This window comes from Halanaerobium saccharolyticum, from assembly GCF_003259895.1.
GTDB lineage: Bacteria > Bacillota > Halanaerobiia > Halanaerobiales > Halanaerobiaceae > Halanaerobium > Halanaerobium saccharolyticum_A.
On the sequence record NZ_QLME01000016.1, the window covers coordinates 15,974 to 38,022 of the forward strand.

General features: G+C 34.5%; 16 protein-coding genes. All 16 read right to left on the reverse strand.

All coding sequences use genetic code 11. The annotated features are described in order from the left end of the window. Nucleotides 1–30: 30 nt before the first annotated feature. Nucleotides 31–1,155, reverse strand: coding sequence for an ABC transporter permease (locus C7958_RS10465; protein WP_111572626.1), 1,125 nt, complete (start codon nucleotides 1,153–1,155; stop codon nucleotides 31–33). Between the two features lie 16 nt (nucleotides 1,156–1,171). Beyond that, nucleotides 1,172–2,155, reverse strand: coding sequence for an ABC transporter permease (locus tag C7958_RS10470; RefSeq protein ID WP_111572627.1), 984 nt, complete (start codon nucleotides 2,153–2,155; stop codon nucleotides 1,172–1,174). Between the two features lie 62 nt (nucleotides 2,156–2,217). Then, on the reverse strand, nucleotides 2,218–4,206 hold the full coding sequence (locus tag C7958_RS10475; RefSeq protein ID WP_111572628.1) for an ABC transporter substrate-binding protein: 1,989 nt from the start codon (nucleotides 4,204–4,206) through the stop codon (nucleotides 2,218–2,220). 327 nt (nucleotides 4,207–4,533) lie between these two features. Beyond that, entirely contained in the window at nucleotides 4,534–5,217 is a 684-nt protein-coding gene (locus C7958_RS10480; RefSeq protein WP_111572629.1) for a GntR family transcriptional regulator, read from the reverse strand. A gap of 73 nt (nucleotides 5,218–5,290) precedes the next feature. Next, nucleotides 5,291–7,183 (reverse strand): sialate O-acetylesterase, encoded by a 1,893-nt coding sequence (locus tag C7958_RS10485; RefSeq protein ID WP_111572630.1) that lies wholly within the window; start codon nucleotides 7,181–7,183, stop codon nucleotides 5,291–5,293. A 146-nt stretch (nucleotides 7,184–7,329) separates the two neighbouring features. Continuing rightward, a complete protein-coding gene (locus C7958_RS10490; RefSeq protein WP_111572631.1) occupies nucleotides 7,330–8,274 on the reverse strand; it encodes an aldo/keto reductase in 945 nt (314 codons plus the stop codon). A gap of 40 nt (nucleotides 8,275–8,314) precedes the next feature. Beyond that, nucleotides 8,315–10,354, reverse strand: a complete 2,040-nt coding sequence (locus C7958_RS10495) for an endo-1,4-beta-xylanase (protein ID WP_111572632.1) — start codon at nucleotides 10,352–10,354, stop codon at nucleotides 8,315–8,317. A 213-nt stretch (nucleotides 10,355–10,567) separates the two neighbouring features. Continuing rightward, complete coding sequence (locus tag C7958_RS10500) at nucleotides 10,568–11,467, reverse strand: carbohydrate ABC transporter permease (RefSeq protein ID WP_111572633.1); 900 nt, start codon at nucleotides 11,465–11,467, stop codon at nucleotides 10,568–10,570. A 20-nt stretch (nucleotides 11,468–11,487) separates the two neighbouring features. Beyond that, nucleotides 11,488–12,411 carry an ABC transporter permease gene (locus C7958_RS10505; RefSeq protein ID WP_208320753.1) on the reverse strand — a complete coding sequence of 308 codons (924 nt, stop codon included), beginning with the start codon at nucleotides 12,409–12,411 and terminating at the stop codon, nucleotides 11,488–11,490. 148 nt (nucleotides 12,412–12,559) lie between these two features. Further along, the gene (locus tag C7958_RS10510) at nucleotides 12,560–14,179 is read right to left on the reverse strand and encodes an extracellular solute-binding protein (protein WP_111572634.1); all 1,620 of its coding nucleotides are present in this window, start codon (nucleotides 14,177–14,179) and stop codon (nucleotides 12,560–12,562) included. 77 nt (nucleotides 14,180–14,256) lie between these two features. Beyond that, complete coding sequence (locus tag C7958_RS10515; protein ID WP_111572635.1) at nucleotides 14,257–15,378, reverse strand: glycosyl hydrolase family 8; 1,122 nt, start codon at nucleotides 15,376–15,378, stop codon at nucleotides 14,257–14,259. 95 nt (nucleotides 15,379–15,473) lie between these two features. Then, complete coding sequence (locus C7958_RS10520) at nucleotides 15,474–16,469, reverse strand: LacI family DNA-binding transcriptional regulator (RefSeq protein WP_111572636.1); 996 nt, start codon at nucleotides 16,467–16,469, stop codon at nucleotides 15,474–15,476. Nucleotides 16,470–16,658: 189 nt separating this feature from the next. Continuing rightward, nucleotides 16,659–17,978: a xylose isomerase gene (gene xylA, locus C7958_RS10525; RefSeq protein WP_111572637.1), complete on the reverse strand. Its 1,320-nt coding sequence runs from the start codon at nucleotides 17,976–17,978 to the stop codon at nucleotides 16,659–16,661. Between the two features lie 157 nt (nucleotides 17,979–18,135). Further along, nucleotides 18,136–19,278: a sugar ABC transporter permease gene (locus C7958_RS10530; protein ID WP_111572638.1), complete on the reverse strand. Its 1,143-nt coding sequence runs from the start codon at nucleotides 19,276–19,278 to the stop codon at nucleotides 18,136–18,138. Then, nucleotides 19,271–20,800 carry a xylose ABC transporter ATP-binding protein gene (locus C7958_RS10535; protein WP_111572639.1) on the reverse strand — a complete coding sequence of 510 codons (1,530 nt, stop codon included), beginning with the start codon at nucleotides 20,798–20,800 and terminating at the stop codon, nucleotides 19,271–19,273. The genes C7958_RS10530 and C7958_RS10535 overlap by 8 nt, the downstream gene beginning before the upstream one ends. Nucleotides 20,801–20,862: 62 nt before the next feature. After that, complete coding sequence (xylF, locus tag C7958_RS10540) at nucleotides 20,863–21,897, reverse strand: D-xylose ABC transporter substrate-binding protein (RefSeq protein WP_111572640.1); 1,035 nt, start codon at nucleotides 21,895–21,897, stop codon at nucleotides 20,863–20,865. Nucleotides 21,898–22,049 lie beyond the last annotated feature (152 nt).

A 22,049-nucleotide genomic window follows, 5' to 3' on the forward strand; every position in this document is an offset into this window, starting at 1 on the left:
AATTCACCCTGTCTTTCGCGTGTAGTTTCTTTATTTAGAATATGGATCTGCTGCATCTCTGATACCATCTCCTAAAAAGTTAAATGCCAGAACAGTGATAATTACAAATAAACCGGGCAGCATCATCCAGGGAGCATTAGCTATAGTATAGAGATTCTGGGCTTTCTGGAGTAGAACTCCCCAACTTATAACAGGAGCCTGCAGACCGATTCCAAGAAAACTCAAAGCGGTCTCTCCCAAAATCATTCCTGGAATTGCAAGAGTTAAAGAAGCAATAATATGACTTAAAAATGAAGGAAGCATATGAATAAAAATGATTTCTAAAGGACTTCTACCCATTAAACGGGCTGCTATTACAAATTCTTCTTCTCTTAAAGATAAAAATCTTCCTCTTACTACTCTTGCCAGACTGGTCCAGCTCATCAATGATAAAATAATTGTGATTGCCAGATAAATCTGGATTGCTGACCAGCTAGAAGGTAAAGCAGCACTCAATCCCATCCAGAGTGGTAATTGAGGAATAGATCTTACTAATTCAATCATTCTCTGAATAAAAAGGTCAATTTTTCCTCCAAAATATCCACCAATACCTCCAATTAAAATACCTAAAAACAGACTGACTGCCACACCGATCAATCCAATGGAAAGCGATATTCTGGCCCCGTGAATTATTCTGGCAAACAAGTCTCTACCAAGCGAATCAGCACCAAATATAAATACTGGCACATCTTCCTCTCCCGTACCAAATAAATGAATATCTGTCTCAAATAAACCTAATACTTCGTATTCAAAACCCTCGACAAAAAACTTGATTGGAGTAGGATTAGCTGTATCTTCAGTATAAATATCCTCAAATGTCTCCATGTCAACTTCTTTTGTGTATGGATAAACCATTGGTCTTAAACTAAAATTACCTTCTGCATCCTGAAAGTGCAGTTCATGTGGTGGAGCTTCCTTATAGCTAACTCTTCGCTGATAAGGATCCTGTGGTGAAAAGAAAGGTGCAAAAATTGCAAGAGAATACATAATAATTAGAACAATACCAGCTGTCATTGCCAGTTTATGTTTTTTAAAGCGCCTCCAGATTAACTCCTTTTGTGAGGCAGCATATAATTCACTTTCATAGTTTTCATTTTCTTGATTATTGTTTTCCATTATTTATTCTCCCCCCCTACACATATCTTATTCTGGGATCTACCAGGGCCAGCAAAATATCAGAAATAAAAGTACCGATTACAGTTAATACACTGAGCAGCATAATAAAACTACCGGCAAGATACATATCCTGACTCTTAAGTGCATCCAATAAAAGTGGTCCTGTAGTAGGTAAACTCAATACTACTGCTGTAATTGTAGAACCAGAAATTAATTTTGGTAACTGCCAGCCTAAGGTTGAAATAAACGGATTCAAAGCTATTCTTACAGGATATTTTAAAATTACTTTATGATTAGGAATCCCCTTCGATTTAGCTGTTGTTACATATGGTTTACCTAATTCATCTAAAAGATTTGCTCTCATTATTCTTACCAGACCTGCAGTACCAGCTGTACCAACAACTACAACCGGAATCCATAAATGCTGAAGTAAATCAGATACTTTTGCCAGACTCCAGGCAGCTTCTGCATATTCCGGGGAAAATAGTCCTCCTACATTTATTCCAAAATATCGAAAACTGACATACATTAAAACTAAAGCCAGCAAAAAGTTTGGCGTAGCAACACCAATAAAACTAATAAATGTAAAAAAGTAGTCACTGAGTGAGTTTTGTTTGAGGGCTGTATAGATACCAATTGGAAAAGCAACTATCCAGGTAAAAAGAAGTGAAGAAATTGAAATAACTAAGGTTAGCCCAAGCCTCTCCCAGACTAATTCGTTAACCGGCCGATTCCAGGCAAAAGAAAAGCCCATATCTCCTGTTAAGAAATTACCAATCCATTTAAAATATTGGACATAGACTGGATCATCTAAACCATATTGTTCTCGCAAATAATCAATTTGTTCATCCGAGACATCTGTTCCCATAGATCTCAGTTGAGTTATATAAGAAGTAAGATAATCACCGGGTGGAAGCTGAATAATAATAAATGAAAGCATGGAAATAACTACCAGGGTTATAACCATAAAAATAAGTCTATGCATTATAAATTTGGACATTAAAAAACCTCCTTATTTTGAAACTACACTGCAGCAGTGCTGCAGTGTAGTAGAATATATTTTTACTTAGTTGTAAACCACTGTTCAGGTTTTGTAATCTGCCAGGCTCCTGTAGCATTAGAATAGGGAGCAGATTCTGGAACATTATGCAGTGTATTTGTCACAATTGCAGGTGCCATTGGACGAGCAACAGTACCTATTATATATGTTTGATCCATATAATACTGCCAGATTTCACCTAACATTGAATTCATCTCTTCCTGACTTGGAGCAGAGGAATACTCGTGGATCCGTCTTAACTGTTCTTTTGCATGTTCTGGTGGTTCTGTACCTTTAAGAGGCTCTTCACCTTCACGCCCAGTTTCATCCCACATTCTCCAGTTATCCCACTGTGCCCACTCTGTAGCATAACGGATACCATCGGAATCAAAACCAAAGGCACTAATATCTCTAGTAACATTTACCGGCCAGACACCAACATCATGTTCACCAGCTTCCGAACGTTCCTGATAAAGCTCACGAGATAATGTTTTTAAATTAACTTTTACCCCAACATTTTCCCAGTAAGCTTTAACTAATTCTGCTACCTGACCCAGCTGTGCGGTTCCACCAACAGATCCAGGTGCCGGAATTTCTAAATCAACTATTAGAGTTTCACCATCAGGTAATTCTCTAAAGTCATCACTATCTCTTTCATCTAAACCAATTTCATCCAGTAATTCTCTGGCTAATTCTGGATCATGCTGAGCAAAATGATCTAACCACTCTTCTTTAAAATATGGAGCGCCAGGTTTAGCAGTCGCCTGTGCTTCTTCAGCTAAACCGCGATAAGCAAACTCATTAATTTCATTCCTGTTAAGAGCAACAGACATTGCCTGTCTGAATTTCTTATTAGAATATACTTCTCTTTTGGCTTCTTCTGGATGATTTACATTAAAAGCAAGTCCAATTTGCGCCTGTACCGGGTTATTATAGGCATAGGTAGTATAATTACCTGTTTCTTCATTTTGTTTATACATTGGAAATTCACTTGGGTTTAAGATACGAGCTGCAAAATCTGCACTACCCTGGAGAGCATCTACTTTAGCAACCTCTGCATCTGACTTGATTGTGATTTCCCATTCATCTACATAAGGAAGCTGATTTCCTTCACTATCAACTTTGTAATAATATGGGTTACGAACAAATAGTTTTCTGGATGAATTGATATCTTTTAAAATCCAGGCACCCATTGTTGGTAATTCAGTATTTGTCTGGACAGGTCCAACTTCCATCTTGTTAGTAAAATATTGAACCCAGCTCCCATAACCTTCTTCTTCGGCAATTTCTTCTACTCCTGGATTATAATCAGCATGAAACTGTTTTAAGTAATGTTTTGGAGAAAAGAAGAAACTCTGCTGACTTCTCCACCAGGTTAAAGTACTATCAATAATGGTAGGATTTGATCTTGGAAATTCAATTTTTAAAGTGTAGTCATCAACTGCTGTAAACTCTGCAGGAACTCCATCCATTTTCCAGTTCCACTGAGTCCAGTGATTCACTTCTTCGTGCATTGCAACATCTTCCCACCAGAAGATAATATCCTCTGTAGTAAAAGGATGACCATCTGACCACTTTAATCCTTCCCGTAAATGGATTGTTAAAGTTTTAGCTTCATTGGTTAATTCAAAACTTTTTGCAATATCTGGTACTGCATTCCCCATAGTTTTATCTAATTGAAACATCCAGGGACGCATTACTGTACCATCTGATTCAGTACTGGGACCAATAGCTGCTGAGACAACTCGCCCTCCATACTGACCTATTTTTTCTACAGGTTCAAGTACCTGAAGATCTTCTGGTACAGGAATTCTTTCTTCTACAGGTGGTAATTTACCAGTATCTACTCTCTCATCGAGTACAGGTGATTGATTAAATTCTGTAATTCCTGCTTCAGCTGCTGTCTGTGGATCAGACCAGCTATCAGGAATTTCTGCAGCACCTACTGCAGCAGTCATTAAGGCAATAATCATAACTACTAGCGAAAAAACAAACTTCTTTGATTTAAACATTATTTTCCTCCCTCATAGTATTTATATATTACCTATATTTTATATACTTATATCCCGTTTGAGATTGTTATTATAGATTTTATATTCATTAAGTAATAATAGATTTTTTAATTAACAGCGATTATAACTCTTTTCACCTCCTGCTTAGGTTTTAGTTGTTATAAAGTTATAATTCAAAAAAATTTATATAGAAACCGGTTTTTATAAAATATAAAAAAATTTATTTTTAAACTTAGAAACCGGTTTTTATGGCTATAAATTTTATTTTAATTAACTTCAGTTCCATCTTGATTCTAGTCTTACTAACATGTTAGAATAAAAAAATATTTAAACAAAATAATCAGGATAATCTCTTTTTAACTTTTCCTGGTCAAACTTAATTCTACTAATATGAGAATCCATAACTTTTTCTGCTTCCACAGGGTTTCTATCTTCAATAGCATTAATGATTCGCTGATGATCCTCAATAACATCAGATCGATTAAAGTCAGCTGACAGACTTAACATTCTCATTCTATTTAAATGAGTACTAAGCTGTTCAATTGCATTCCAGATATTACCTTTATTACAACCTTCAAAAAGCATTTTATGGAATTCATTATCATAATCAAATAATTTAATATAATTATTCTGTTTTAAACTCATTTCCTGTACTCTTAAATTCGCTTCCATATCAAACAATTTTTCTTCTGGAAAAACTTCACAGGCAAGTTTAACAATCTTAGTCTCTAAAGCCTCCCGCATAAATTTAGCTTCCTGAACTTTATCTAAATCAATATAAGAAACAAAAGTTCCTCTCTGGGGATAAACATCAATTAGCCCTTCCTCTTTCAGCTTAACAAAAGCTTCTCTAATTGGTGTTCTGCTGACTCCAAATTCTTTGGCAATTTCCTTTTTCCGGAGTGCTGTTCCTGGCTTTAGACTTAAGTTCATAATATTCTCTTTTAAAACATTATAAACATAATCTTTCATATTTAAATTTTTATATTGATCATGTTTGGCTAAATTCATGTCTTCACCTCTTTTATATATTAATTATACTAACATACCAGTTTTGAATTGTCAAACAATTAACAATTATTTTTTATATTTTCTCTAAAAAAGTTCCAGCAGGTAAATTGATTTTGTTAAATAGATTTGCTTTTTCTGGGTTATCTCGCCAGGCATAGCGAAAATACTCTGGGTTTTGTATCTCTTTTTGATATAAAATAACTTTATCATTCTCAATTTTTGCTTCTGCTTTTTTAAAAATTTTATCAGCTGCAGCAATTTCAAATCCTGTCAATTTATCTCCTTTAATTTTTAATCCACCATCTACCATTTTGAATGAAATAATTATTCTATCTTCTATTGCCTCAGCTTTATCAAACTGAGGGCCACTATAAACTACATCTTCCCCATAAGCTATATTACGGGCAGCTAAATAAAATCTATGGGCAACATCTTTTTTATTCAAGGGATGGAGATCATTCCACTCCCCCAGGTCAAGATTAACAGTCATTGCCGAGTTATTTAATTTTAAGGCCTCACGCTGAGCATTCCGAAAAGCTGCCCAGATTTCTCGATTATTTTCTTCCGGAGGTTCAAAGTTAGGAAGCTGAGCATAGATAAAAGGAAGTTCCTTCTGCTCAAATCTATGACGCCAGAGTTTGATCATTTTTATAAATAATTCTTTATACTCCTCTTCTCTCCCAGTATTTGATTCCCCCTGATACCAGCAGACACCTTTTAATTTATAATTGAACAGGGGGGCAAGCATTGCATTAAATAATCCTGTAGGCTGCCACTGAATGAAAATTTCATTTTTTTTATCTTCCTTAATCACAGCTCCAACTTTATATTTCCATTCCCCTCTTAAATCTATTTCTTCGTCTCCTAAAATTAATTTATATGGCTTATCTTCAACAAATTCACCCTGGCCATCATTAACTACAATTCTAATGGCAATTAAATTTTTACCTTCTTTTAAAATTCCTTTTTTAAGTTCATATTTTCTGGGTGGATACTTATAAGTAACTCCTCCCACTCTTTTTCCATTTACATAAGCTGTATCAGCGTCTACAATTCTTCCCAGCCAGAGTCTTGCTTTCTTTTCTGATTGTTCTTTAGTTAATTTAATTTCTTTTCTAAACCAGACAACACCATTTTTATGCTTAAAGTTTATTTGATCAAATTTAACTGGAATTTCAACTTTACTCCAGTCTAAATCATTATAAGAAGGTTTATAATAATCTGGATCTTGCTGGAGACCCTGATCACTATTATATATTTTATCTGCCCACTCTTTATTAACTTTTAGATTATATTTTTTAGCCTGATTTATATTTTGGGGTTCTGCAAACTCATCTGCTTTTTTTAAATATTCGGGATAATCGTTTAAAGCTTTCCTGCTCATCCAGGCTTCAACAGGGGAACCACCAACACTGGCATTTATAACTCCAACCGGAACTTTATATTTTTCATTTAATTTTTTTGCAAAAAAATAGCTAACTGCAGAAAAATCTAAAATATTATCCCGTTTAACCTTTTTCCAGTTAGCTCCAAATATATCTTGATTCTCTTCTTTAAAATTATATAGAATTGGGAGCTTAAATATTCTTAGCTGATCGTTTCCTGCTTTTTTAATTTCTTCAGCATAACGATCTTTAACCCTCTGCATCGGCAGTTCCATATTTGACTGACCTGAACAGAGCCAGACTTCTCCAACTAAAATATCTTTTAACTCAATCTTCTTTTCAGAGCTTGATATTTTCATTTCAAAAGGACCACCTGCTTTTTGGGGAGGTAAAACAAGAGACCATTCTCCGAGCGAATTTACTTCAGTTACATATTCCTGTCCTTTAAAATAGATTTCAACTTCCTGCCCTGCTTCTGCCCAACCCCAGATTTTAATTTCTTCATCTCTCTGCAAAACCATTCCATCACTCACTAAGGAAGGTAATTTCAAACTTCCTTTTTTATCTATTTTATCTGACATTTATATTCCTCCAAAATTTTTTCATTAGCATAAATATTTTTAACAGTTAATAATAAAATTAATTAAAATCTATTTATCTGCTGCTTTATTTCTAACTATGTAGTCATAGCAGGACAGAAAATACTATCCTGCTATTTTATATCTTTTTAAAATTTTGTTTCAGTCATTGCTTTCATCATATCTTCACTTAAATCAAGTTCTAAACTACCAATTGCTTCTTTAAATTGTTCATCTGTTGTTGCAGCAATCAGTGGAATTGCTTCTGGATCTCTATTCATCAACCAGTAATATACAAGCTGATTTCTCGTTGCTCCGGTTTCCTCAGCTATTTCATCTAAAATCGCAAGTCGTTTATCTGTATCAGGTCCTTGATAATGTTCTTTAAATTCTTTATTAGGATTTGTATATGCTCCCTGCAGCAGGGGAGAATAGGCAACTAAAGATATACCGGTATCTTTAACAAATTCAAATAAACCCTGATTGGCAGCAACCTGGTTTCCAAAATCCCAGCCACTTTTCGGTCTTAAGTATGAATAACGCTGCTGAATAGCACTGTAGCTCTGCCAGTTATTTCTCTTAGCAATCTGTCTTGCCCGCTCCAGCCTCCAGGCTTTAAAATTGCTGGCACCAATTGCTCTGACCTTACCTTCTGTAATCAATTCATTGAAAGCTTCCAGTGTTTCTTCCATTGGTGTCCCAAAATCATCTGTGTGAGCATAATATAAATCAATATAATTTGTTCCCAATCTTTTTAAACTCTTATGGAACTCTTCTTTTATCTGTTCCTTGCTTGTTCCATATTCTGTACCTGGATAAGGAAAACCTACTTTTGAAGCTATAATTACTTCTGAACGATTATTTCTTGCCTGCAGCCACTCAGCAATCATTTTTTCACTTTCTCCACCTTTTGTCTGATCATCTATCCAGTGGGAATAAATGTTAGCTGTATCCAGAAAATTACCACCAGCTGCCAGATACTGATCCATTCTTCTAAAAGATTTTTCTTTGCTGTCACGAGCTCCAAAATATAAACAGCCTAACCCCATCTGACTGACCTGAAGATCTGTATTACCAAGTTGAACTTTTTTCATACTGATAAACCTCCTTTATATCTATTATATTATAATTACTTTATTTTACAAAAATTAAGTTTCCAAGTCCAGACATATTTCTCCAGCCTTCTCCACTCTGATCATTCCAGATTGTTACACCATCTCTAGAACCATCACCATTTGCATCATCATTTACCTGAAAATCAAAACCGATTATCTGACCTTCCTCAGCAGTAATTTCTACAAAAGGAACTGCTGCCTCCAGCTCAGAACTTCCATTTCTTCTAATCTGATAGTGTTTGATATCCTCCTGTACTGCCTCTTCTTTGGCATTATATTCATCTACAAATATTTCTATAGAATCTTCAGGATTTACACTTTGATCACTTATTTGACCATATAAATAGATATTATTTTCATCCCAGCTTAACTTTAAATCTCCACCTAAGAATTCATTTTCTTCCAGGTTAAGGGTGTTACCTGTATTTGCCCATATTTCATCGTTTTTTGCATCAATCTCTGGACTTCCCTGAGAAACATCAAATTTTTTGGTGATTACAGGCAGTCTATCCGGATCAACAACTCCCCAGAACGCTAGTTTTGCCTTTAATTCCCGATCAAATAACAGCGGCCAGTTATTTCTTTCTACCGGGAATCCTGTTAACCAGGTATAATCATCACCAATACCCCAGAGTGCAACATTTGTAATCTGATCAGAATACTGCTTAAACAAATTGAAAATTTCTCGATAGCGGTGCCCCTGTTTAACAGCTAGCTCTTCACTAAAAGTGTCAAAACTCTGACTGTTATTGGTATAAACACTCATATCAAGTTCTGTTATCTGTAAATCAACACCCAGGGAAGCAAATTTCTCAATTGATCTCTCCATAGTGGAGATAGAAGGTGATTCAATGTTAACATGTCCCTGCATTCCAATACCATCAACTGGTATTCCTTCGGCCAGTAAATCCTGCACAAGCTTATACATAATATCTCTTTTTGCTGGATCTGAAAGCAGACTATAATCATTAATGTACAGTTTAGCTTCAGGATCTATTCTATTTGCATGAATAAAAGCTTCCTTAATATAATCAATTCCGGCAATCTGATACCATTTACTATTTCTTAACCCATCTGTTTCTTCAGAAGCAGGATCAATTGCCTCATTAACTACATCCCAGCTATCAATATCACCTTTAAAATGTTTCATTGTAACTTCAATATGAGTTCTCATTCTATCTAATAAAACTTCTTTTGGAACAAGTTCTCCCTTTGGCCCTTCAAAAAACCAGTCTGGAATCTGACTGTGCCAGACTAAAGTATGCCCTCGCATAACCATCTTATTTTCTTTTGTAAATTCACGAATCTTATCAGCAGCAGTAAAATCAAACTGTCCTTTTTCTGATTGAATAGTCTCTGGTTTCATTACATTTTCTGCTGTTAAACTATTAAAATGTTTTTTCAGTATTTTTGCATGTTCTCCCTCTAATTGATAAGGTTCAATAGCAGCACCAATTTTGAAATAATCTTTATATGTTTCTGCTAAAGAAGGAATATCTGTTTCTATTTCCTGCACAATTTCACCCTCTTTCTCAATTTTTAAATCATCAATATAAAATTCAAGTTCTGCTGCAGGAGATTCAGCATAAAGTGTTATTCTATCCATATCAGGTTTAACTGTATATTCACTACTTATCTCAACCCACTCAGCTGCTGAAGCTTCTACAGTGGCAATATTATCCCAGGAGTTATCTCCATCTTTATTATTTTCAGTACTTATTGTGATTTCGGCAGGTTCAGAACCTTCTGCCAATTTAACTTTTAAAGAAAATAAATATTCCTCATTAGCTTCCACAAAACTCTGAAGATCTAAACTCGGTCCATGCCAGTTTTGCTTTCTACCGCTGACAAATAAGCTCTGACTGCCGCTTGCTGCTTCCCTCTCAACTACTTCTAATTCAACCCCATCACCTCTGGGAGCCCAGTTACCACTTCCACTTTCAAAGTCAAACTCATAAATTTTTACTGCTGTGGCTGCTGAAGAAAATATAGAAATTGAAATAATTATAATTATCAAGATCCCAAAACTCTGTAAATTATTTTTCGAAAATAGATTCACTATAATCCCTCCTGATTTTTAATAATAATCTGCATTTTACCTGTATTGACCAGCTAATTGGTCAATACTCTATTTAAAAAAAGAAAAGCTATAAAACATTTTCTTAACTGAATTATAGCTTTTCATTTATTTTCTTAATTAGTACCAAATTCAAAATAGTTAGTGTTTCTGAAAATTTGAATCAGGCAGCAGGAACAGGAATCAAAGCAAATATTATTCTTTTACTCCCCCAAGAGTTAATCCGTGAACAAAGTATTTCTGTAAAAACGGATAAATAACAGCAATTGGAACGGTAACTATAATTGTCATTGTTGCTCTAATTGCTCGTGGGGTTATTTGAGAACTTTGAGCAGCATTTGCTAACCCTTGCTGCATTGAACCGGACATTGAGTTAGCACTGGCCAGAACTTTCATTAACTCATACTGCAGTGTTGATAAAGCTGGATTGGATGAATTATAAAGGAAAACATCCCACCAGGCACTCCAGTGATAAACAGCTGTAAAAATAGCTATAGTTGCCAGTACTGGTTTACTTAAAGGTAGTATTATCTTTAAGAAAATAGTAAACTCTGAAGCTCCATCAATTTTAGCTGATTCGATTAAACTTTCCGGCAAACCATTAATATACGTCCTTACAATAATTAAGTTAAAGGCAGCTACCAGACCAGGTAATACATAGACCCAGAAGTTATTTGTTAATCCCAATCTCTGATAAAGAAAATAAGTTGGAATTAGTCCTCCCTGGACATACATTGTTAAAACATAGATAAAGGTAATAAATTTTCTTAGCACAAAATCCCTGCGGCTGATTACATAAGCCAGCATTGCTGTTAAAAAAGTTCCAAAAACAGTTGTTAAAACTGTTCTGGCCAGAGAAACACCAGCAGCATGGAATATCTGAGAATCGGTTAACAGTGATTGATAATTAAAGGTTGTAAATTCTCTCGGCCAGAGGTAAATTCCACCTTTTATACTGTCCATCCCCTCATTTAAAGAAACTGCTAATGTATTTAAAAATGGATATAAAGTAATTGCTATCAATAAAAACAAAAATGTATAAATAAATACATCTAATAATATATCTTCTAAACTTCGTTTTTTGGATCTTAACATGAGCTAATTCTCCTTCCTTATTAAATTAATCTTTCTTCTCCCATCATCTTTGCTATTTTATTGGCACTAAAAACCAGCACTACACTAACCAGACTTCTAAAAATACCTGCCGTTGTCGCAAAGGAGTAACGCATCATTTTCAGCCCGTAATCAAGCTCAAAGATTCTAAAGATCCTTGAATATTCAATTACACGTCCATTACTTAAAAGATATATCTGTTCAAATCCCATATTCATTAAACGGCCAACATTGATAATTAATAAAATTATAATAACTGGTTTTAAGGCCGGTAAGGTAATATATCTTATTCTCTGTAATCTGCTGGCTCCATCAATAACTGCAGCTTCGTATAAGCTGGGACTAATAGAAACTATGGAAGCTAGATAAAGTATTGCTCCAAATCCAACAGTTTTCCAAACATGTGAAGCACCAATAATCCCCCAGAAAAGTTCAGGCATCCCCATAAACATAATTGGAGAATCAATAATATTTAAACCCATTAGGACTTCATTAATAATACCACCATCTGTTGATAAAGCATTCATAACCAGGTTAGCTCCAACCACCCAGGAAATAAAATGTGGTAAATAAGATATTGTCTGAGTTAATTTTTTAAATTTAGTCCACCTAACTTCATTTAATGCTAAGGCAAGTATAATAGAAAAAAACATTCCTGATATAAGTTTAATTAAACTCATAGCAAGTGTGTTACGAAGTACATCATAAAATATTGGGTCTGTTAATAATAATCTAAAATTTTCTAAACCCACCCAGGTCTGATTAAAAAATGACTGTCCCGGCCAGTAATTTTGAAAGGCCATTAACCAACCCCATAATGGAATATATTTAAAAATAATAACATAAATTATAAATGGAAGTGACATCAAAACTAAAGCTTTTTGCTTCCAGAGTTTCTGCCAGAAAGTATTTTCACTTCTCTTCACAAATTTTCCTCCTTATTTCTCTTTTTTAATCATATACTTTTTTAATCATATAATTATAAAAATTACTTAAATCAAAAATAATCAAATTTTTATTTGAGGAGCAGAGGAAAAATCCTCTACCCCTATTATTATAATTAATGAATATTTTTTACCAGTTTTCCATTCTCCAGTCAATCTGTTTCTGGTATTCTTCAATCTGAGCATCCATTAAACCATTGATCTGTTCAGTATAAGCATCCCAGTTAGTTTCAAACTTATCTGTTGAATCCATTACCAGAGTTGGAATATGCTGTACTAAAGCGTCAGTCATTCTTGTAGATTCGATCTGAGCTTCAGAGTTAGTTGGTAAGGTAATTGTCCAGAGTGGGAAGTATTTTCTGTCTTCAAATGGCTTATTATATAATCCTGTAAAGGATTTAACACCATAAGCATCCATTACTTCTTTTTCTGCATCTGAACTATTAGCATAAATTGCACTTGGCTGTCTAATTGGCATATAACTGTTACCATTGGAGTCAAGTCCTGTTAAGCTTGGGAATGCATTATAGTAATAATGACGCCCAAACTCATCTCTAACCCAGGCAGGGTCCTGGAACATTGCCAGCTGTTCTTCAGTTCTGTAGAACATACCATCTTCATCAACTTGATAGTGTTCTCCTTCAATACCCCACTGCAGCAGGTGCTGTGTTTCTTCTTTAACAAGATAATCTAAATATTTAATAGCAGCTACTGGATCTTCTGCATCAACTGTAATTCCCATACCCTGTGTAGTCTGAACATATGGTTTTTCTCTTACGTGTTCTTCTACAATTGGATCATATGTTACAGGGAAAGGAATCATAATATTGTCAGGATGTTCATCAATTAAAACTTCCTGAGCCTGCTGGATCTGCCAGTACTGATTATGAGTACCTAATACCCGGCCAGAACTCAACTTTTCTAAGTACTGATCAAAGTTAGATACAAAAGCTTCCTGATCCATTACACCTTTGTTGTACATTTCATTTAATTTACCATAGTAATATTTTTCAACATTGCTGCCATAATATGGTCTTACAACATATTCTCCACCTTCTTTAACAGGTACAAATCCACCTTCATTTGGATAACCCATTAAGTGCATCGGACCATTAGTGGTAGCAAATCTTCTCCAGCTATCAAATAATGTTGTATAACCAATTGTATTTTGCTCATTATATTCAGGATTTTCATTTTGATAATCCTCAATTAATTGGAAATACTGATCCATTGATTTAATTATTGGATAATCATTGGCCTCAAGAACTCTTTTACTGATAAAGAATCCTACTGCAGGATATCTTCTTTCAGCAGGTTCAAAAGGAATAGCTAACTGAGGTAGATAATAAATGTGACCATCTTCCTTGGTAAGCGCATCCAAATGGTTTGCATAATATTTTTTGATGTTTGGTGCATGTTCTTCAATTAAATCTTCCAGAGGAATTAAAGCTCCTGCTTCCACAAATTTATCAGTGAAATGAGCTGCCACTAACATATCAGGATAATCCTGACTGGCAATCATTAAACCAACTTTTTGCTCTAAATCACCAACAAGATACTCTCTGTTAAGCTTGATACCTGTATCTTCCCGAATAATATCACCAACAATTGATGAGCCAGAATAATCAGGTAAAGCAACAGAAATAAAAACATCTAATTCCTGTAAATCTTCATCCTGGGCTGCTGTTACAGCTGTAAAAGCTAAAGACAGAACCAACATTAAAATTAAAATACTAAAACCTTTTTTCAAAATAAACCCTCCTTATAATTTTGATGTAGATTTGATAAAATTAAACAATTTTATCCGAAAATCAAGAATCATTTAAACTAATAAATTCTAAACCTGCCGCTTAAAGCCAGTAAGGCAAATAGATATAAGAAATTATCATAATAGCGGCGTTCATCTTTTCTCAGCTCAGACTCCCAAAAATCATGAATAAATTTTTCTGTATATTTATTTTTTCCTGCTAAGGAAACTGCTGCATTAGCTGCTTTCAAACCCAGATAATGGAGATATTCCGGCTTTTCTAAAGCTGTTCCATCTATAGAATATTTGGTAAATTCATTTTTATCATAAAAAAAGTTTTGCAGTTTAGATGCTTCTTGCTGCTGCCAGGGGTCTTTATTAAACCATTCGGCATCCAGCCCAATATTAAAAGCAACTCGATAGGCATCACTAAAAAAGTTTCCATGACCTTCTTTAAAACGAGGACTGCCGTCATATTCTGCATATTCAGCTGCTAAACCGGTTTCTATATGACAGGATTTTTGCAAATATTCTCTGCTTGCTTCAGCTGCCTGCAGCCAGAATTCTTTATCCTCCTGCTTACCCCATCTGGCAAAAAGTTCATAAAAATGAGGTAAATGATAGGAAGGATCCGAAAACTCAACTTCTGGAATGAATTTAATTAAATAATTATCTGGATTCCACATTGGATTACCAGGAGTATTTTCTCCCTTATGAACAACCTCATTCAGAATTTCCTTAGCCTGCTCTGAATAATTAAGAGGAGCTTTCTCATCACCCCAGCGGTTGGAAGCCAATAATAAGGCCATTGCAAAATACTCTTCTCCATCTGGAGCCGGTCCTTCAAAATTTTTATTACCATTCAAATCACAGGACCAGGCAAAATAACCTTTATATTTCCCCTCAGGCTGGTACATATATTCTTTTGTCCAGCGCCAGAGCCTATCAAAGATATCTTTCCTGTCCATCTGAACAGCGGCCATCATCCCATAGGACATTCCTTCTGTTCGAACATCATCATTCCCTGTATCAGTAATATAAGCCATATTGTTTTCAGTTTCCTGATAAAATTTTAGATCAGCATTAGAAAATATTGCACTCCAGCATTGATTAATTTTTTCTTCAATCTCTTGATCGCTGTATCCAAATTCTTTTAACAAGTTATTATATTTTTTAGTATAAAAAGCTCCCTTATTACTCAAATAACTTCCTCCTTTGAAACCGGTTTAAAAATTGAAAATTAAAAAATTTAACACAATTTTTACTATAAACCGGTTTAAATAAATAAAAATTGAAATTAAATTTCTTTACAGGTTTCCCCTTCTATTAATCTGGTTGGCAGAATAATAGGTGAAAATGATTTTTGGTTTATTATATTTAAAAGCAATTTAGATGCGGCCTGTCCCAATCCAATTTGATCCTGAGCAATAGTAGTTAAGTGATAATGTCTTCCAATCTCTATGCTGTCAAAACCAATAACTGAAAAATCTTCTGGAACACTTAAATCAGCCTCTCGAATTGCTTTTATAGCACCAATAGCAATTAAATCCTCAGCGAAAATCGCAGTCGGTTTTTCCTCAAGCCTGAGTATCTCTTTCATAGATTGATAACCTGTTTCCATGCTGTAATCTCCATCAAACATCCATTTTGAGTTATAGGGAAGATTTAAAGCCTTAACAGCCTGCTGAAAACCAACAAATCTATCAGTTGCTACTTTAAAACCATTGAGCCCTCTAATCATTGCTATTTTCTTGTGCCCTAAGTTATATAAGTATTCAACGGCTTTGCGGGCACCACCGGTATTATCAGAAGTAATATAAGAAGTATTTGAACCAACTAAGTCTAAATCAACAAATACAGATGGGATCTCCGAATTTAACAGTCGATCAAATTGAGCAATATTAACTTTTCCATAACCCATCATAATTACTCCATCAACATTTCTGTTCTCACATTTTTCTTTATAACTGTAATCAACCCATGATTCATCCCACTGTTTATTGGTAAAATATAAGAGATCATAACCCTTATCTCCCATAATATTTTCTATTCCTTCAAAAACTTCTCTAAAAAAGAAGTTATTTAATATTTGAGGACCAAAAATACCAATAGTGTGAGATTTTTTTGTTGATAGACTTCTGGCAACGGAATTAGGCCAGTAATTATTTTCCTTCATTATTTTTAGAACTTTTTCTTTTGTATCATCACCAACTCCTTTGTAATTATTAATTACTTTAGAAACGGTTGATTTAGATACTTTCGCTTTTTTTGCAATGTCATTAATTGTAACCATTTTATCACTTCCTTTGAAACCGGTTTACTTAATTATACTAAAAAAACTCCAAAATTTCAAGAGGGAATAATAAAATATTTCAATATTATTTAAATTTTAATAATTTTAACTTTTATGAGGATTTTTAGATAATGAAACTGGCGGCAAGTTTCACCGCCAGCTCACCTATTAGCAGGTAAAATTTTATATTTAATTATTTAAGATATACTGATTTAATCTTGCTTCTAGCATTTCCTGGCGTCCTGAATGATTTTCGACTTCACCAAGTTCTAATGCATATTCAGCAAGTTCTTCCAGACCTACTTCTTGATTGACAATCTTCTTACCAATTCCGCTTTCATAGCTTGCATATCTTTCTGCTACAAATTCTTCTAGAACTCTATCTTCTAATAATTTATTAGCTATCTTTAATCCCTTAGCAAAAGCATCCATTCCAGCAATATGTCCGTAAAATAAATCTTTCATTTTAAAGGAAGGTCGGCGTACCTTAGCATCAAAGTTTAGTCCACCTGTACCCAGACCATTATTTTTAAGAATCTCATACATTGCTAAAGTAGTTGTGTAAATATTTGTTGGGAACTGATCTGTATCCCAGCCCAGTAATAGATCTCCCTGATTAGCATCTACACTACCTAACATATCATTAATTCTGGCAAAATGAAGCTCATGCTCAAATGTATGACCGGCTAAAGTAGCATGGTTTGCTTCCAGATTTATCTTAAAGTGATCAGCAAGATCATACTTTCTTAAGAAGGCAATAACATTTGCTGCATCAAAGTCATACTGATGTTTTGTAGGCTCTTTTGGTTTAGGCTCAATTAATAATTGACCGTCAAAACCAATTTTTTCTTTATAATCTACAGCCATTTCCAGGAAGCGGGCCAGGTTATCCTGTTCTAAAGCCATGTTTGTATTTAAAAGAGTCTCATAACCTTCACGGCCGCCCCAGAATACATAGTTCTGACCGCCAAGTCTTTTGGTAACTTCCATAGCTTTTTTAACCTGAGCAGCTGCCATAGCAAATATATCTGCATTAGGTGAGGTAGAAGCTCCGTTCATAAAACGAGGGTGGCTAAACATATTTGCTGTTCCCCAGAGCAGCTTAATTCCAGTCTCATCCATTTTACCTTCAATCAGATCAACAATAGTATCTAAATTTTTATAACTTTCTGCTACTGTTTTTCCTTCTGGGGCCACATCCCGATCGTGGAAACAGAAATAAGGAGCACCTAATTTCTCCATAAAAGTAAAGGCACCTTCAACTTTAGCCTTTGCTCTATCTAGAGGGTCTTTAATATCAGCCCAGGGATAATTTCTGGTCCCAGCACCAAAAGGATCCTCACCAGTATCAGCAAAAGTATGCCAGTAAGCAATTGAAAATCTTAAATGCTCTTCCATTGTTTTACCAGCAAGCTCTTCTTCTGGATTATAATATTTAAAAGCCATTGGATTATCTGATTCCGGTCCTTCATATTTCACTTTCTTAAAATCTTTAAAAACATTTTTCATAATTTGATTACCTCCATTTTGTAATAAATATAAGTTTGAGACATTAACAACATTATTAATTCAAGTATTAATTTAAGTGTTAAATTAACTCTCTGTTTATATTATTCAAGACTGAATTAAAATTTCCTGCATTTATTTTAACTTTTTTAATTATTTTTTAAGCGGCAGCATTTTTATTCTTAGTATACATATCTACCCAGACAGCTAAGATCAAAATTAAGCCTTTAATTATTGACTGCCAGAAATTTTGGACATTCATTAAACTCATACCATTATCAAGACTTGCCATTACAATAGCACCAACAACTGCCCCTCCAACTTTACCAATACCACCAGCAAGGCTGGCTCCACCGATAACACAGGCTGCGATAGCATCAAGCTCTGCTCCATCACCTGCAGCAACAGAGGCAGCATTTAAACGAGAAGTAAGCAGAATCCCACCTATAGAAGCCATTAAACCATTGATCATAAAAACGACTAAAGTAATCTTTTTAAGATCAATACCTGATAGTTTTGCAGCATCTGCATTTCCACCAATGGCGTAAATATGGCGGCCAAAAACTGTTTTACTGGTTATAAAGGAAAAGATCGCCAGAAAAATAGTTAAAATCATTAAAGGTACCGGTATACCACGATAAGAATTTAAAACCAAAATAAAGACAACTAATAAGATAACAGATAGAGATATTTTTGCAATTTCCAATTTTAAAGGTAAAACATCAAAATCATATTTTAATTTGTCCTGTCTGGATTTCCACTGTACAAAAATTACTGCCAGGCCAGCCAGCACAGCAAAAATAACTCCAGTAGTATCCGCTAAATATCCTTTTCCTAAATAATAAAATATATCACTCATCGGACCAATAGTAGTACCGCGAGTAATTCCGACTAATACTCCTCTAAAAATAAGAAGTCCACCAAGAGTTACAATAAAGGAAGGAACTTTTTGATAGGCAACCCACCATCCATTCCAGAGACCTAAAATTAATCCTAATAATAAAGTAAGACCAATTGAAAAGACAGGATTCATACCCTGCCAGACATCCAAAATCGCAATTACTCCTCCAGCAAGTCCAACCAGAGAACCAACAGATAAATCAATATGACCCATTATTATTACTAAAACCATTCCGATCGCCAGTACAGATGTAAAAACTGACTGTCGGAATAAATTAGATATATTTCTGGCACTTAAAAAGGAACCACCGGTTGTAAAAGAAAAAATAATCCAGATAGATACTAGAGCTACTATCATCATATATGTTCTAAAATCAATTTTTAATTTGCTTTTTTCAGCCATTCATTTCCCCTCCTGTAGCATAAACCATAATTTCTTCCTGTGAAATATCTTTTTTCCTATTATCAAATTCTTTTGTTATTTCTCCTTCATGCATTACTAAGATGCGGTCACTCATTCCTAAAACTTCTGGTAATTCTGAAGAAATCATAATTATTCCCATGTCATTTTCAGCAAAACTATTCATTAATTCATAAATCTCCTGTTTGGCACCAACATCTATCCCTCTTGTGGGTTCATCCATAATTAAAACTTCCGGTGTTTCCAGCAAGTTTTTAGCAAGAATTACTTTTTGCTGATTTCCTCCACTCAAATTAACAATTTTTGTATTTAAAGAAGCTGTTTTTACTCTTAATTTATCAACCATCTCAGAGGTTCTAACTATCTCTTCATTTTCATCAATCACAAAAAGATTTTTGAATTTCTCAAGAAATGAAATAGATATATTTTCCTTCACACTCATCGGAGGAATTATACCAAACCTTTTTCTATCTTCAGAAATCAAGGCTATCCCCTTTTCAAGGGCCTCTTTGGGAGATCTAATATCAACTTCATTTCCCTCTAGATAAATCTTACCCTGTTTACTACCAGGAAGATAACCAAATAAAGTGTTTGCAACTTCTGTGCGTCCAGCTCCAATTAAACCAAAAATACCTAATATTTCACCCTCGTGTAACTCAAAATTTATATTCTCCAGTATTTGCTGACCTTCATTATTATCTAAATTTAAATTTTCAACTCTTAAAATTTCCTTACCTGCTTTTTTGCTTTTATTTGGAAACATTTGCTCAATCGAACGCCCCACCATCATATTGACAACTTCACGTTCACTTAAATTAGATTTTTCATCTCCACCAATATATTGACCATCTCTTAAAACTGAGATATAATCCGCAATCTCAAAAACTTCTTTTAACTTATGAGAAATATAAATACAGGTAACTCCTTCATCCCTTAAATCACGCAAAATATCTATCAGTAGTTCAACTTCACTATCTGTTAAAGAAGCTGTTGGCTCATCTAAAATTAAGAGATTCGAATTTTTGTTAAGTGCTTTTGCAATCTCAATTAGCTGCTGTTTACCAACTCCCAGCTCGCCAACTTTTGTAGAAGGTTTTACCCCTTCCAATTTTAGCTTTTTTAACCAATTTCTAGTTTGAGAAAACATTTCATTCCAGTCCATATAGCCTTTATGAGATATTTCATTCCCCATAAAGATATTTTCCGCTACATTTAACTCTTCAAAAAGAGTTAATTCCTGATGAATAACTGCTATCCCATTTTTTTCGGCTTCATGAATATTTGCAAATTCTTTTTTTTCTCCATTTAATATTATTTCACCCTCATAACTACCGGTAGGATAAACTCCACTCAATACTTTAATAAGCGTAGATTTGCCGGCTCCATTTTCTCCACAGAGAGCATGTATTTCATTTTCTCTCACTTTAAATGAAATTTCATCAAGAGCTCTAACTCCTGGAAAATCCTTGATTATTTTATTAGTTTCAAGTAATATTTCTGCCAAATTATTCACTCCCCTCTAAAAGAGATAAAAGAGGCAAATTAATGCCTCTTTTATTGTTGTTTTTACTGTTCTGGCCATTCTGATTCAGGTACATTTTTATATACTTCTTCCATTTCGTGGAATCCATCTTCGATAACTGTATCTACCATATTACCTTTATGAACCTGAACTGGAGTCAGAAGAATAGAAGGTACATCATATTCACCATTATTAATGGCACCATTAGTTTCTACTTCTTCTCCTCTGGCCATCTTAACTGCAATTTCAGCACCACTAGTTGCTAAATTCTGAATAGGTTTATAAATAGTCATAGTTTGAGTTCCTTCAACAACTCTCTGAACAGCAGCAAGGTCAGCATCCTGTCCGGAAACCAATACTTCTCCAGCTAAACCCTGTTCGGCCAGGGCCTCAATTGCTCCACCAGCTGTACTATCATTTGAAGCAACAATAACATCGATATCATTATTATTTGCTGTTAAAGCATTTTCAATGATGCTTAATGCTTCCTGTGGTAACCAGTCTTTAGCCCACTGATCTCCAACAACTTCAATTTTACCTTCGTCAATATAAGGCTGCAGTACATTCATCTGTCCTTCTCTAAATAACTTTGCATTATTATCAGTTGGAGAACCACCTAATAAGAAATACTTACCTTCAGGCTGTCTTTCAACTAAAAACTCTGCCTGCAGTTCACCTACGCGAACATTATCAAAGGAAAGATAATAATCCACTTCACTATCCATTAACATTCTATCATAAGCAAGTACAGGTACATCATTGGCATGAGCTTCTCTAACAATACTTCCCATTACCTGACCATTATGGGGTACAACTACCAATACATCGATACCCTGAGTAATTAAGTTTTCTGCCTGTGACAGCTGAACCATGTCATCACCATTAGCAGACTGAACCAGCACTTCTGCTCCTAATTCTTCAGCCCGTTCTACGAAAATATCTCTGTCATGCTGCCATCTCTCAAGTCTTAAGTTATCCATTGATAGTCCAATTGTAATACCATCCTGAGCCATTACACCAAAAGATCCTAAAAATAGTACAACTGCTAACAATGTTGAAATAACAATACTTTTTCTCATTAAATTAATCCCCCTTAAATTTTTATGAAGTTAAAACTAAAATCTAATTCATTTTATTTTTTTATTCTTATCCCTCCCTCTGTAATTCTTATATTGATTTAATTTAAGATTTAATTTAAGTATTAAATTAACTCTCTATTTAATAACTTTCT